Annotated in this window: 13 protein-coding genes; 2 read left to right on the forward strand and 11 right to left on the reverse strand. The window is 45.2% G+C overall.

What is annotated here, in order from left to right; translation table 11 throughout:
• Position 1: 1 nt before the first annotated feature.
• The 11 genes from rplC to kefG form a co-directional block, all read right to left on the reverse strand.
• A complete protein-coding gene (gene rplC, locus ACRQQK_RS14720) occupies positions 2-631 on the reverse strand; it encodes a 50S ribosomal protein L3 (protein ID WP_042485177.1) in 630 nt (209 codons plus the stop codon).
• Positions 632-645: 14 nt separating this feature from the next.
• Positions 646-957 (reverse strand): 30S ribosomal protein S10, encoded by a 312-nt coding sequence (rpsJ, locus tag ACRQQK_RS14725; RefSeq protein ID WP_001181007.1) that lies wholly within the window; start codon positions 955-957, stop codon positions 646-648.
• Positions 958-1,445: 488 nt separating this feature from the next.
• On the reverse strand, positions 1,446-2,192 hold the full coding sequence (gene rlmB, locus ACRQQK_RS14730; protein WP_457512627.1) for a 23S rRNA (guanosine(2251)-2'-O)-methyltransferase RlmB: 747 nt from the start codon (positions 2,190-2,192) through the stop codon (positions 1,446-1,448).
• A gap of 7 nt (positions 2,193-2,199) precedes the next feature.
• Positions 2,200-4,647, reverse strand: a complete 2,448-nt coding sequence (gene rnr / locus ACRQQK_RS14735; protein ID WP_457512629.1) for a ribonuclease R — start codon at positions 4,645-4,647, stop codon at positions 2,200-2,202.
• A 216-nt stretch (positions 4,648-4,863) separates the two neighbouring features.
• The gene (motX, locus tag ACRQQK_RS14740) at positions 4,864-5,499 is read right to left on the reverse strand and encodes a flagellar protein MotX (RefSeq protein ID WP_042485162.1); all 636 of its coding nucleotides are present in this window, start codon (positions 5,497-5,499) and stop codon (positions 4,864-4,866) included.
• Between the two features lie 224 nt (positions 5,500-5,723).
• Positions 5,724-7,040 carry an adenylosuccinate synthase gene (locus ACRQQK_RS14745; RefSeq protein WP_102953988.1) on the reverse strand — a complete coding sequence of 439 codons (1,317 nt, stop codon included), beginning with the start codon at positions 7,038-7,040 and terminating at the stop codon, positions 5,724-5,726.
• Between the two features lie 127 nt (positions 7,041-7,167).
• Complete coding sequence (locus tag ACRQQK_RS14750; protein WP_457512631.1) at positions 7,168-8,127, reverse strand: isoaspartyl peptidase/L-asparaginase family protein; 960 nt, start codon at positions 8,125-8,127, stop codon at positions 7,168-7,170.
• Positions 8,128-8,239: 112 nt separating this feature from the next.
• On the reverse strand, positions 8,240-8,815 hold the full coding sequence (gene slyD, locus ACRQQK_RS14755; protein WP_457512633.1) for a peptidylprolyl isomerase: 576 nt from the start codon (positions 8,813-8,815) through the stop codon (positions 8,240-8,242).
• Between the two features lie 98 nt (positions 8,816-8,913).
• A complete protein-coding gene (locus ACRQQK_RS14760) occupies positions 8,914-9,114 on the reverse strand; it encodes a YheV family putative zinc ribbon protein (protein WP_102962870.1) in 201 nt (66 codons plus the stop codon).
• Between the two features lie 29 nt (positions 9,115-9,143).
• Positions 9,144-10,949 (reverse strand): glutathione-regulated potassium-efflux system protein KefB, encoded by a 1,806-nt coding sequence (gene kefB / locus ACRQQK_RS14765; protein WP_457512635.1) that lies wholly within the window; start codon positions 10,947-10,949, stop codon positions 9,144-9,146.
• Positions 10,942-11,520 carry a glutathione-regulated potassium-efflux system ancillary protein KefG gene (gene kefG, locus ACRQQK_RS14770; RefSeq protein WP_457512636.1) on the reverse strand — a complete coding sequence of 193 codons (579 nt, stop codon included), beginning with the start codon at positions 11,518-11,520 and terminating at the stop codon, positions 10,942-10,944. The genes kefB and kefG overlap by 8 nt, the downstream gene beginning before the upstream one ends.
• A 150-nt stretch (positions 11,521-11,670) precedes the next feature.
• On the opposite strand from kefG, the gene ACRQQK_RS14775 reads away from it, so the two are divergent.
• Positions 11,671-13,593: an ABC transporter ATP-binding protein gene (locus tag ACRQQK_RS14775; RefSeq protein WP_457512638.1), complete on the forward strand. Its 1,923-nt coding sequence runs from the start codon at positions 11,671-11,673 to the stop codon at positions 13,591-13,593.
• Entirely contained in the window at positions 13,590-14,060 is a 471-nt protein-coding gene (locus tag ACRQQK_RS14780; protein WP_457512640.1) for a TIGR02444 family protein, read from the forward strand. The genes ACRQQK_RS14775 and ACRQQK_RS14780 overlap by 4 nt, the downstream gene beginning before the upstream one ends.
• Positions 14,061-14,155 lie beyond the last annotated feature (95 nt).

Here is a 14,155-nt window from a genome sequence, read left to right on the forward strand (position 1 = left end):
GTTATGCTTTAACTGCTGGTTTGACGATAACGTTACCGCCAATTGAGCCAGGGACTGCACCTTTAATAAGAAGCAGATTGCGCTCAGCGTCAACACGTACGATCTCAAGGTTTTGAGTCGTTACACGCTCAGCACCCATGTGACCAGACATTTTTTTGCCTTTAAACACGCGACCTGGAGTCTGACATTGACCGATAGAACCAGGAGCACGGTGAGACAAAGAGTTACCGTGAGTCATATCTTGAGTACGGAAGTTCCAACGTTTAACAACGCCTTGGAAGCCCTTACCTTTAGATGTACCAGTAACGTCTACTTTTTTGATTTCGTTGAAAAGTTCAACAGTTAGTTCAGCACCAACTTCAAACTCTTCACCGCTTTCTAAGCGGAATTCCCAAAGACCACGACCAGCTTCAACACCTGCTTTCGCAAAGTGACCAGCTTCTGGCTTTGAAACACGGCTAGCTTTCTTAGCACCAGCAGTTACCTGGATAGCTGTGTAACCATCGTTCTCAAGAGTTTTAACTTGAGCAACGCGGTTCGCTTCAACTTCCACAACAGTTACTGGGATAGAAACGCCTTCTTCAGTAAATACGCGGGTCATACCCACTTTACGTCCGACTAGACCAATCATTATTCTAATCTCCCTTAACCTAGGCTGATTTGAACATCAACACCAGCAGCAAGGTCTAGACGCATTAGAGCATCTACAGTCTTGTCAGTTGGTTCAACGATGTCGATCAGACGCTTGTGAGTACGAATTTCGTACTGGTCACGTGCATCTTTGTTTACGTGTGGAGAGATAAGAACAGTGAAACGCTCTTTACGAGTAGGTAGTGGAATAGGACCACGAACCTGCGCGCCGGTACGCTTAGCTGTTTCAACGATTTCCGCTGTAGAAGCATCGATTAGTTTGTAATCGAAAGCTTTTAGGCGGATACGGATGCGTTGGTTCTGCATGAGACAGAGCTCCAATAATTAAAAATTACACAAACAATATCGCCACTCAAACTCGTTAAAACGAGAGAATGCCGATTGATTTATGTGAAACCGTAGTACCCAGATTGGGCACATTGTCAGCTAATAGATGATTAACCTCAGTTATCTAAATTAGATAACTATGAGCTAAATTTTAATTAACTGCGAACATAAGCTGAGTATACATTACCTGATAAATCCTAAGATTTATCCGCTCCTCGCTGCTCATTGGTTCACAACTGGCTTAACCAGTGCGCTGCATTATACAGATTACAATATTACATGCAAGGGGGGCTTGGAAATTAAACGGGGAAATTTTGAACAGTTGATAGGACGGAAGAATGAAAGATAACGTCATTCTAACGAAAGCTAGAATGACGTTACTGCACACGTAATCAGCTAAAGTGTGCATTCGAGATCCCAGATAAATGCTTGCGCATTTTCTGGGAGGACGCTTTTGGTATTTCGAGTTATTTCGCCGCCGCAATACGCTGGCGTACCGCTTCAAACAGGCAGATACCAGAAGCAACTGAGACGTTTAGGCTAGAGACTGAACCTGCCATCGGAATTTTAATCAATCCATCACACGTTTCTCGAGTTAAACGACGCATACCGTCTCCCTCAGCGCCCATAACGATAGCCAACGGCCCTGTTAATTTGCTTTGGTAGATATCGTGAGTCGCTTCACCAGCCGTACCGACAAACCATACGCCTTTTTCCTGCATCGCACGCATGGTACGAGCTAAGTTAGTAACGCGAACAAGTGGCACAGTTTCTGCCGCGCCACATGCCACTTTGCTTACAGTTGCAGTCAATGGTGCTGATTTATCTTTTGGTACAATAACCGCAGCGACACCTGCAGCATCCGCATTACGCAGACACGCGCCTAAGTTATGTGGGTCAGTGACACCATCAAGAACTAAGAATAGCGGTTGCTCAGCTTGGTCAACGATAAGCTCTAAATCGTGCTCGTTGAACTGTCTAGCTGGTTTTACTTTGGCTATCACGCCTTGGTGGTTAGCACCTTGTGCTTTGTCATCCAGAACTTTACGGTTCATTTCTTGAATCGACACGCCTAGACGTGCAAGTTCATTCAGGACAGGCAGTAATCGATCATCCTGACGACCTTTCAGTACATAAGCTTCCACAAAACGAGCAGGATCTCGTTCTAACACCGCTTTTACTGCGTGGATGCCATAAATTAATTCGTTACTCATGAGTTACCTATTTGTTCTTTTTTGCTCTTGCTTTGCCAGCTTGAGCTCGAGCTTTCTGTTTACGAGACTTAGCGGATTTACTCGTTTTGTCTTTTTGCTTACCACTACCGTCATCTGGACGTTTAGTGGGTTCAATCATTGGTACAGCTTTACTACCAAGGTTTGCAGCCGCTTTTTTGCCTTTCGCTTTTGCTTTCGATTCTGTCGCTCGTTTCTTAGCAGTCTTACCAGCGCCGCGTAGCTTACGACTTGTTTCAACGATTTCAAAGTCAATTTGTCTATCATCAAGGTTCACTGACAACACTTTAACTTTGACAGAATCGCCTAAGCGGTAGGTATTACCAAACGACTCTCCGATAAGTCTTTGACCAATCGGGTCAAATCGGTAGTAGTCATTCGCTAAAGTAGAAATATGCACCAAACCATCAATGTGCAAATCAGCTAAACGAACGAAGAAGCCAAATCCAGTCACATTGGCAATGACACCTTCCAGCTCTTCACCAACATGGTCTTGCATGTACTCACATTTCAGCCAATCGGATACTTCACGAGTAGCATCATCTGCGCGGCGTTCAGTCATTGAACACTGCTCACCATAGTAGTTCATATCATCAAATGAATAGTGGAACCCCCCCGTCGGTGTCCAACGGTCTTGGTTACGACCTTCATGTTTAGCAATTAGATACTTGATAGCACGATGCAACAACAAATCTGGATAACGACGGATCGGCGAAGTGAAGTGAGCATAACGTTTCAACGCTAAACCAAAGTGACCTGCGTTGTCAGGGCTGTATATCGCTTGCTTCATCGAGCGCAGCAGCATAGTTTGAATCAGTTCTTTGTCTGGACGCTCACCGATCTGTTGCATCAAATGTGCATAGTCGGTTGGGGATGGTTCAAGGCCACCAGACAGCTCTAAGCCTAATTCACCAAGGAAATCTCTGAAGCCCATCAGACGCTCTTCGCCCGGAGTTTCATGAATACGGTATAACGCTGGCTCTTTTGCTTTTTCCACCAATGAGGCAGAAGCAATGTTCGCCATGATCATGCACTCTTCAATCAGCTTATGAGCATCATTACGGATAAGTGGCTCAATACTGTCAATCTTACGATCTGGCGTGAAAATGAACTTGGTCTCGACGGTTTCAAATTCGATTGCACCACGCTGCTCGCGCGCCACTTTCAATACTTGATACATCTTATGCAGCTCTTCAAGGTGCGGTACTAAATCACGGTAACGCTCACGTAACTCTTCATCACCTTCTAAGATCTCGTGCACTTTAGTGTACGTCAGGCGAGCATGTGAGTTCATCACCGCTTCATAGTGTTTGTAACTCGATAACTTACCACTTTCAGAAATGGTCATTTCACACACCATACACAAGCGATCCACTTGTGGGTTCAGTGAACATAAGCCATTTGAAAGCACTTCCGGCAGCATAGGCACGACTTGTGACGGGAAGTAAACCGAGTTACCACGATTAATCGCTTCTTTATCTAGCGCGGTATCAGGGCGAACGTAATAACTTACATCTGCAATCGCTACCCATAAACGCCAGCCGCCACCTTTTTTCGCTTCACAGAAAACCGCATCATCAAAGTCTCGCGCATCTTCGCCATCAATGGTCACTAACGGTAGTTCACGCAGATCGACTCGTCCCACCTTAGCTTCTTCTGGAACTTCTTCGCCTAATCCTGAGACCTGTTTTTCAACTTCGTCCGGCCACACATGTGGAATTTGATGCGTACGGATGGCAATTTGTGTTTCCATTCCCGGTGCCATGTTTTCACCGAGCACTTCAACCACGCTACCCATCATACCGCGACTACGTGAGCCTCGGTCTGTAATCTCAATCACCACTACATTGCCCATTCGAGCACCGCTACGCTGCTCATTAGGGATCAAAATATCCTGATGAATACGTGAGTCGTCTGGCACCACATACGAGTACCCATGCTCGAAGAAGAAGCGACCGACGATTTGTGTTTTACGTTCTTCCAATACGCGAACTAAGCGCCCCTCTTTTCTTCCGCGCTTATCCGTACCTGCTGGTTGAACCAACACGTAATCACCATGGATGATGGTTCTCATCTGATGGTGAGGTAATAAAATGTCGTTGTCTTTGTTGGTGTTACCTTCTGGACGTACCCAACCATAGCCATCTTTGTGACCAATTACATACCCTTTAATTAGTTCTAGTTTTTCAGGCAGTGCATAGCATTGACGACGAGTAAAGATGAGTTGTCCATCTCTCTCCATGGCACGAAGACGGCGACGTAGGCCTTCATACTGATCTTCGCCGGTGAGTTTTAGTGCTTCAAACAAATCATTGCGATTCATTGGCACATTAGCTTGAGTTAAAAATTCGATGATGAACTCACGACTCGGGATCGGATTTTCGTAATTATCGGCTTCGCGATCCGCAAACGGATCAATATGGGTGGAATCAGACATAGGCAGACCTACTTAAAGTAAGAGGGGAATTAAAGTATATCCTACTGCGTGGTTAAGCTTAAGGATAAAAAGTGAGTAATACTAATAAGATAGTTCTGTTGCACTATCTTTGAAGTAATAAAAGTGAAATACAGTGAGGAAAGGTAAGAAATTCATGTTCAACCCTAGAGGCTGAACATGAACAGATAAATGTGTTTGCAGAATCAATTACGAGCTTTACCAGAAGGTTTCACGACGCTTCGCGCGCGCAATAATGTTCTCTGGCATTCGCATCTCTAACCCCTGTCGTAAGATATTAATACGACTATGCACTCTTTGATCTGCTGTTGCGGAGTTATAGAGCCAGCGATAAGCATCTTCATAATCTAGAGGGCTGCCGTAGTCTCTCAACAGCAATTCAGCCAACTGAATACGGGCGTTCAAATTCCCCATAGAAGCAGCTTCACGGAGATACGGAATAGCACGCTCTTTATCTTGCTGCACTAACGTTCCGCGCGAGTAATAACGACCTAACTGCTCAAGTGCGGTTGGCAAACCTTGATGAGCAGCATTTTCCATGTAATACAGACCTAGCTCGACATCCTGATCGACACAGACACCCCACGCCAGCATATCGCCATACAAAAACTCGTATGACGGTAAATTGATGCGAGTGGCACGTGCAACGATATCTTCCACCAACTGACAATTGTCGGCTTTGACACGCTCCAAATGCTTGTTTTCTTCAATCAATTTTATGAGTTCAGCTTCTGTATAAATTGGTACAGGCTCCCCCACATCGGCCACAGCAGCGTGACTAAACGAGGAATGCAATGCCAATAATAGAGAAGCTGCCACCGTTCGTAGCTTCATACATGCACTCTTACTTAATTCCGATAGCCACACAACACCGCTTTTTTGAGTATAGCGTTATTACGCATAATGGCTGGTTTGATTTTTTATCGGCGATTAAGTGAATCTCTTTAGGTCAATCTTGTAAATAATCGGCAATTAATTGCCACCGACGTACAAAATAGCATCACTTGCGGCATAAAAAAACCGGCTCAATGAGCCGGTTCTATAAACAAGTATCTAGCTTACACGCTGAATGGGTGTACTTTGATGATTGTTTCGTTACGATCAGGGCCTGTAGAGATGATGTCTACTGGAACGCCTGTTAGCTCTTCAATACGCTTGATGTAGTCAAGTGCAGCTTGAGGAAGAGCGTCGATAGACTTAGCACCGAAAGTTTTTTCAGACCAACCAGGCATGGTTTCGTAGATTGGCGTTACGTTATCGTACGCATCTGCTGCCATTGGTGAAACTTCAGCGATTGAGCCATCAGCCATTTGGTAACCAGTACAGATTTTGATTTCTTCTAGACCGTCTAATACGTCTAGTTTCGTCATACAGAAACCTGTAATTGAGTTGATTTGAATAGCACGACGCATTGCAACAGCATCGAACCAACCGGTACGACGTAGACGCCCCGTTGTTGCACCAAATTCAGCACCTACAGTACCTAAATGCTTACCAACTGGATCTTGCTTCTCTTTACCATCATACAGCTCAGTCGGGAAAGGACCAGAACCTACACGAGTACAGTAAGCTTTAGCGATACCTAGAATGTAACCTAGGTGACGAGGACCAAAACCAGAACCTGCAGCAACACCACCAGCTGTCGTGTTAGAAGAAGTTACATATGGGTAAGTACCGTGGTCGATATCAAGCAGAGTACCTTGAGCGCCTTCGAACATGATCTTATCGCCACGCTTACGCGCTGCATCAAGTTCGTCAGTTACGTCGATAACCATTGACGTTAGTAGGTCAGCATAGCCCATTGCTTGCTCAAGCACGTCTTCGTAGCTTACTGGCTCAACTTTGTAGAAGTTTTCTAGTTGGAAGTTATGGTAAGCCATGACTTCTTTTAGTTTCTCAGCGAATGCTGCGCGATCGAATAGGTCACCAACACGTAGACCACGACGAGCAACTTTATCTTCATAAGCAGGACCGATACCACGACCAGTCGTACCAATTGCTTTATTACCACGAGCAGTTTCACGCGCTTGGTCTAGAGCAATATGGTATGGAAGAATTAGAGGACAAGCTTCAGAAATGAAAAGACGCTCTTGAACAGGAACACCACGGTCTTCTAGACCTGTCATTTCTTTGATTAGTGCATCTGGTGAAAGTACAACACCGTTACCGATAATGCATTTCACGTTATTGCGAAGGATACCTGATGGAATCAAGTGAAGAACTGTTTTCTCGCCATCAATAACTAGAGTATGGCCAGCGTTGTGACCACCTTGGTAGCGAACCACATATTTTGCATCTTCAGTTAAAAGGTCTACGATTTTACCTTTACCTTCATCACCCCATTGGGTGCCAAGAACGACTACGTTATTACCCATCTTTCCAAATCTGATTGCTAGTTAAAAATGGATTCTAGCATCGAATTTGATTCGTTGCAGTCATTTTTTAGGCAAAAAATAGTCGAATAAATTCGTGCGCAGTCATTCTCGTTTTTCAGATTAAAACTCAATCATCTGCATATATTTTGATGAGCAGATCACCTTTAGTATCAACACTTGCTCGATACATTCCTAAGCTATTCATCGCAAAGTGAATTTCACCATTAGCATCAACCGCAATAAGGCCTCCCTCACCGCCAATTGCCTTCAAATCCCCTTGAATAATGTGTTCACAGGCGGTGTGAATATCTTCTTTTAAATAGCGCATTCTCGCCGCAACATCTGATGCGACCATTTTGCGAATGAAGAACTCGCCCATCCCCGTTGTTGATACAGCAACATTGCCATTTTCAGCAATCGTACCTGCACCTATGATTGGCGAATCACCAATGCGGCCAAACTTTTTGTTGGTGATGCCACCAGTACTTGTAGCTGCTGCTAAGTTGCCTTGCTGATCAAGCGCTACGGCGCCAACCGTGCCAAATTTTTTGTCGTCTGGATACTGTTTTTCTGTCGAGTACTTAGCTTCCGACAGTGCAAACAGGCCTTTCTCTTTCATGGACTGCAGTTGTTCATAGCGGCGTTCAGTAAAGAAGTAATCCTGCTCGGTATACTCATAACCCAAGCTAAAAGCGAACTCTTCGGCTCCTTCACCCATCAACAAAACATGGTCGCTTTTCAACATCACATCACGTGCAAGTTCAATCGGATTTTTAATATGGCGAACTCCCGTTACGGCACCTGCATCCATCTCTCGTCCATGCATCACGGAAGCATCCATCTCAACCATTTCTTTATTGGTTAATACCGAGCCTTTGCCTGCATTAAACTGGGGCGCATCTTCCAACACTTTTACAGCTGCGACCACAGCATCTAAAGCTTCGCCCCCTTGCGCAAGAATGGCATGCCCCGCTTTAACCGATTTCTCTAACGCAGCCTCGATTTCACCTTTGAGTTCATCACTCATTTGTTCACGCAAAATTGTTCCGGCACCACCATGAATCGCAATAGAAAAAGGTTGCGGCATAAAAAGTCCTTACATATTGATAAATCGAAAATAAAAAAGCGTGAACCGATTGCTCGACTCACGCTTTCTTTTATAGGGCTAGGAGCTGCTTATAGCAAGCCCACCGCACAGTTTAGTGGCAGTGACCGCCGCCACAACAACCATCTTTGTGGTCATGGTCGTGATCATGACCGTGACCACCACAACATTCGTGGTCATCGTGACCGTGGCCGCCACAGCCACCCGCTTGGTGTACGTGACCGTGCTCAAGTTCTTCAGCAGTTGCTTCACGAACTGCAACAACTTCTACATCGAAAGTCAGAGTGTGACCAGCAAGCATATGGTTACCGTCAACCACAACTTCATCACCATCAACTTCTGTAATTTCTACAGGGATTGGACCTTGGTCTGTATCCGCTAGGAAGCGCATACCTACTTCGATCTCATCAACACCTTGGAATACGTTTGCAGGAACGCGCTGAACAAGATCATCGCTGTGCTCACCGTATGCATCTTCAGGTGCGATAGTTGCAGTGAACTTGTCACCTGCTACTTTGCCTTCTAGCTCTTTTTCAAGGCCAGTGATTAGGTTGTTGTGACCATGTAGGTAATCTAGTGGTGCTTCCACTGTGGATTGGTCAACAACGATGCCATCTTCCAGTTTTACTTGGTAAGCAAGGCTTACAACCACGTTCTTTTCAATTTTCATAACGGCTCCAGGGCGGTTTTGGTGCTTTTAGACACATAAAGTCATGCCTAAAAATAATCTAATGGTGGATATTATGGGGATCGTGAGCAGAAACTCAATTATTCCGGCTTAAAAATACCGATCATTTGCTCTTGACCGTGTTCACTTTTCTCTACAGCTTTTGGTTTACGCTGTTCTGAATAATCACACTCAACGCATTCCACCAGCTCTATGTTGTTCTCTATCCACCAGCGTAAGGTATCTTGAGCTTTACAACTCGGACAACTCGCCCCTGCAATAAAGCGTTTTTTTATATTCACGTATTGGTTCCTACTACTTACTTGTTCTTTTAGTCTTTTTCCCAATAGCTACGAGACTGTTTATCACCGTCCATCTCGCGGCCAAAAATTTCTTCCAATTCTTTACGAGCTTCTTTGGCTCTTAAGTTAAGCCGTTTACCTTCATTATGTTGAGGTAGCAACTCTTTAAGCATTGCCATGTCCAACTTGCGAAAATGAGCTTCGGCTCTTTTAGCTTCATAAGGATGCATACCCAGCGAGATTAACGTTTGTCGACCAAGATCCAACGCACCTAAAAAGGTTTCGCGAGAGTAACGCTCTACACCGTGATTCATTAGTTGGTAGGCTTCAACACGGCTACGTGCACGAGCCAATATTTTCAATTTAGGGAAGTGATGTTTGCAAAGCTCAACAATTTTCACCACTTCATCAGGCGCGTCGGTACAGATAACAATTGCCTCTGCTTCATCTGCGCCCGCCGCTCGCAATAACTCAAGCTGAGTGGCGTCGCCATAGAATACTTTATATCCGTATTTGCGTAGTAATTTTATTTGGCTGGCATCACTTTCTAATACCGTAATTTTGATCTTGTTGGCATACATCAAGCGGCCAACAATTTGCCCAAAACGACCAAATCCAGCGATGATAACCCTCGGTTCTTTATCAAACACGTCCGATGCCAACTTTTCTTCATCGGAGCTATTCAAATTACGCGCAAACCAACGGCTTTGAGCCGATAGCAACAACGGCGTGGTCACCATCGACAAGCTCACCACAACGAGTAAAAAGGCAACTTGCTCTGATTTGAGTAACCCTTGACTGCTCGCTGCAGTAAAGATAACAAAAGCAAACTCACCGCCTTGGCTCAGTATTGCAGCCATTCGGCTGCGAGCTTTAGCCCGAGTACCAGAAAAACGGGCGAGCACATAAAGAAGTAAACCTTTGACTGTCACCAGAGCGATCACAGCCAGCAATATGCTTAATGGTTCAAGAGCCAACAACCCTAAATCAACCGCCATTCCGACAGAGATAAAGAACAGGCCAAGCAACAAGCCTTTGAAGGGCTCGATAGCAATTTCCAGCTCGTGACGGAACTCACTTTCGGCCAACAGCACCCCAGCTAAGAAGGTACCAAGCGCCATCGACAAACCTAATTGTTGCATCAACAGAGCGATACCAATCACCAGCAATAGCGCAGCAACGGTAAACAACTCTCGCACACCACTTAATACAATGTAGCGAAACAGAGGGCTCAGAAGGTAATGACCGCCCACTAATAAACCGACAATGCCACATAACATCCAGACGACATCAAGCCAGCTTCCGCCAGTATTACCTGCCAGTACGGGCAACAACGCCAGCATAGGAATAACAGCAATATCTTGGAATAGCAGAACAGCAAAACCGGATTGTCCCGTTTCTGTTCGAGTTAAACCTCTTTCTTCTATGACGCGTAATGCAATTGCGGTTGAAGAGAGCGCCAACCCCATGCCAATAACTAAACTACTTTGCCAGCCGATGCCCAGCAACGAAGTCAAGCTTGCAATCACGGCTGTCGTCACCACAACCTGCGCCCCACCCAGTCCCAAAATTGGCCCACGCATTTGCCACAGTTTTCTCGGATTTAGCTCTAAACCAATCAGAAACAGCAGCAAAACCACGCCAAACTCAGCAAAGTGCATAATCGCTTCAACATCGCTGATTAAGCCCAATCCCCAAGGCCCGATGATCACACCCGCTAACAGGTATCCCAATACAGAGCCCAGTCCAGCTCTTTGCGCCAAAGGAACCGCCACAACCGCCGCGGTTAGAAAAACCACCGTGCTTTGCAAAAAATCACTGCCGAATTCAGCCATGATGCCCTCCTTGCTCAGCTAACGGATCCAATAACCACTGTCTATAGGCTTCTGCGTGTTGATATCGCTCAATGTCACTAACATTGCGTGACCAATAGAGCACCATGGGTTCTATCCATTGCATACGACACAATGCCGCCGTCAGCTCAAATGGTTGTAAAATGTCTTTCAGTGGATAACGGTTATAGCCCTTCTCACCAAAAGCATCGATGTTGCCGCCAGTGGTGATGACACTGCGCCAAACTTTCCCTTGCAGCGCACTTTTGTTGCCAAAGGCGAATCCTTTTGCCAGTATTCTATCCATCCATTCTTTAAGTAATGCCGGACAGGAATACATATACAAAGGGTGCTGAAAGACAATCACATCATGCTCTAACAAGCGCTGGCGCTCAGCTTGAACATCAATGAAAAAATCTGGGTATGTGGCATAGAGATCAAGAATAGAGACGTGCTCAAGTGAAGAGATCTTTTTAATCATCACTTGGTTTGCTATGGAGTGATGTGGCTCAGGGTGAGCATAAATCACTAATATTTTAGGCTTTTGTAAAGCAGACGGCGTATCTTGTGTCATTCCTTGACGGCACTCCGTAACGTTATCAAATTGGTAACTGTTGCTTAGCATCATAACGTAAATTGCATAATGATCGACATTTATCCTCGTTGCCCCTACTATTCTGGGCGAAATCTCAACGGCAACTCTATTAATAGCTAAAACAAATTTATGATTATCTTCTCGGACATCCAACTACTACGCGGCGGAAAACCTCTGCTCGACCAAGCATCAGCAACCATCAACCCGGGTGACAAAGTCGGTTTAGTGGGTAAAAACGGCTGTGGTAAATCCACCCTATTTGCCCTCTTAAAAGACGAGTTGTCTATTGATGCTGGATCATTCAGTAAACCTGCACAGTGGGAACTCGCTTGGGTGGCACAGGAAACCCTCGCCTTAGAGCGCAGTGCTTTGGAATACGTTATCGATGGTGACCGAGAATACCGAGATTTAGAACGTCAGCTTGGTGAAGCTGAAATTGCAGACAATGGCACACTAGTCGCTGAACTGCATGGCAAAATCGAAACCATTGGCGGTTACAGCATCCGAGCTCGCGCTTCAGAACTGCTGGACGGTTTAGGCTTTAGCCAAGAACAAATGTCATGGAACCTGACGCAGTTCTCCGGTGGTTGGCGTATGCGCCTAAACCTTGCACAAGCACTGATTTGCCGCTCTGATTTGCTATTGCTCGATGAACCAACCAACCACTTAGATTTAGATGCCGTGATGTGGTTAGAGCGCTGGTTACAAAGCTATCCGGGAACTTTAATTCTGATTTCCCACGACCGAGATTTCTTAGACCCGATCATCAACCGTATCATTCATATTGAGAATCAAAAGTTGAATGAATACACGGGCAACTACTCATCGTTTGAAAATCAACGAGCGCAAAAGATGTTGCAACAACAAGCCATGTATCAGAAGCAACAAAAGCAGATGACTCACATGCAGAGCTACATCGATCGCTTCCGTTACAAAGCTTCTAAAGCTCGTCAGGCACAAAGCCGGATTAAAGCTTTAGAACGAATGGAAAAAGTGTTACCAGCACAGTTTGATAACCCATTCAGCTTTGAGTTTCGCGAACCGTCTGCACTGCCAAACCCAATTTTGATGATGGATGACGTGAGTGCGGGATACGGCGATAACCTTATCTTAGAAAAAATCCGCCTTAATCTGGTACCGGGGAGCCGTATTGGTCTGCTTGGTCGTAACGGTGCGGGTAAATCAACCTTAATTAAGTTGTTATCCAATGAACTAACTCCACAAGGTGGTGATTTATCCTACTCACAAGGGGTGAAAATTGGTTACTTCGCTCAGCATCAACTTGAAACTCTTCATCCAGAAGAGACTCCTTTGCAACACATGATGCAAATCGCGCCAGAGAAAAACGAATTAGAACTGCGCAACTATCTGGGTAGTTTCGGCTTTAATGGCGATAAAGCACTGGAAAAAATTGGTCCCTTCTCTGGCGGTGAAAAAGCGCGCCTAGTGTTGGCACTGATTGTGTGGCAAAAACCAAACCTACTATTACTTGATGAACCAACCAACCACCTAGACTTGGATATGCGCCAAGCCCTGACTCTTGCATTGCAAAGTTTCGAAGGCGCAATGGTAATCGTCAGCCACGACCGCTACCTACTGCGTGCAACAACCGATGATTTGTACTTAGTTCATGACCGCCAAGTGGCACCGTTTGATGGTGATTTAACGGATTACTACAAGTGGCTTCAAGACCAACAAAAAGCAGAACGTAAAGAACTACAAGCTCAAACTGCACCGAAAGACAATGCTAACAGTGCTGCCGCCAAGAAAGATCAAAAACGCCGTGAAGCAGAACTTCGCAAGCTGACTGCGCCAATTCGCAAAAAGCTGACACAACTCGAAGCAAAAATGGATAAGTTGAACGAAATTGTCGCGGACTCTGAACAACAATTATCGGAGTCCTCACTGTATGATGCAGAAAACAAAGCTAAACTTAACCAAGTTCTCTCTACTCAAGCTCAAGCAAAATCCGAACTCGAAGAGATCGAAATGGAGTGGATGAGCGAGCAAGAGACGTTGGAAGAAATGGAACAGGAGTTCAACAGTCAATGACCCAAGAGCACGTCAGAATTTCACTCACGTTGGAACGACTATGGCAATTCAGCTTGCAGTACTACAGCGTTCGAGAAGTCAAAGAGGCGTGCTTACACCTGCAAAACCACTATAACGGCAATGTGAATTTGCTCTTGCTGCTTAAATGGCTCGATGAGCAGCAAGTCGCGTTTCTTGAACAAGATTGGCAAACCGTACTTGAATGTATTGGACGCTCGGAAACACTACTGCATAGCTATCGCGAGTTACGCCGTAAATTAAAAGCTACTCTGCCAGACACCTTATATCGCGAAGCGCTGCAATTTGAATTGCAGTTAGAAAAACAGCAACAGTCTGACTTAGTGGACTGCATCAATAGTCTGACTTTAATGAACAATGAAGACGCCCCTCTTACCCAACGTTACTGCCGACAACTCGGTGCCGAAAACCTCGCTAAACAGTTTGCCAAACCAGCACCCAGAAACTGAACCTTCCCGCTTATTTAATTGGGTATATACTCAATATAAACAGACCACTTTAAGTTGCAGTCACCAAAACTGCAGCATTAACTTAGCAAAAACAA

It is taken from the genome of Vibrio sp. C8 (assembly GCF_054051265.1).

What these genes read in the sequence shown, in the direction of transcription:
- rpsJ (WP_001181007.1), bottom strand. Translation starts at nt 957, where the DNA reads ATGCAGAACCAACGCATCCGTATCCGCCTAAAAGCTTTCGATTACAAA.
- rlmB (WP_457512627.1), bottom strand. Translation starts at nt 2,192, where the DNA reads ATGAGTAACGAATTAATTTATGGCATCCACGCAGTAAAAGCGGTGTTA.
- slyD (WP_457512633.1), bottom strand. Translation starts at nt 8,815, where the DNA reads ATGAAAATTGAAAAGAACGTGGTTGTAAGCCTTGCTTACCAAGTAAAA.
- ACRQQK_RS14745 (WP_102953988.1), bottom strand. Translation starts at nt 7,040, where the DNA reads ATGGGTAATAACGTAGTCGTTCTTGGCACCCAATGGGGTGATGAAGGT.
- rplC (WP_042485177.1), bottom strand. Translation starts at nt 631, where the DNA reads ATGATTGGTCTAGTCGGACGTAAAGTGGGTATGACCCGCGTATTTACT.
- kefG (WP_457512636.1), bottom strand. Translation starts at nt 11,520, where the DNA reads ATGACACAAGATACGCCGTCTGCTTTACAAAAGCCTAAAATATTAGTG.
- ACRQQK_RS14775 (WP_457512638.1), top strand. Translation starts at nt 11,671, where the DNA reads ATGATTATCTTCTCGGACATCCAACTACTACGCGGCGGAAAACCTCTG.
- ACRQQK_RS14780 (WP_457512640.1), top strand. Translation starts at nt 13,590, where the DNA reads ATGACCCAAGAGCACGTCAGAATTTCACTCACGTTGGAACGACTATGG.
- rnr (WP_457512629.1), bottom strand. Translation starts at nt 4,647, where the DNA reads ATGTCTGATTCCACCCATATTGATCCGTTTGCGGATCGCGAAGCCGAT.
- kefB (WP_457512635.1), bottom strand. Translation starts at nt 10,949, where the DNA reads ATGGCTGAATTCGGCAGTGATTTTTTGCAAAGCACGGTGGTTTTTCTA.
- ACRQQK_RS14750 (WP_457512631.1), bottom strand. Translation starts at nt 8,127, where the DNA reads ATGCCGCAACCTTTTTCTATTGCGATTCATGGTGGTGCCGGAACAATT.
- motX (WP_042485162.1), bottom strand. Translation starts at nt 5,499, where the DNA reads ATGAAGCTACGAACGGTGGCAGCTTCTCTATTATTGGCATTGCATTCC.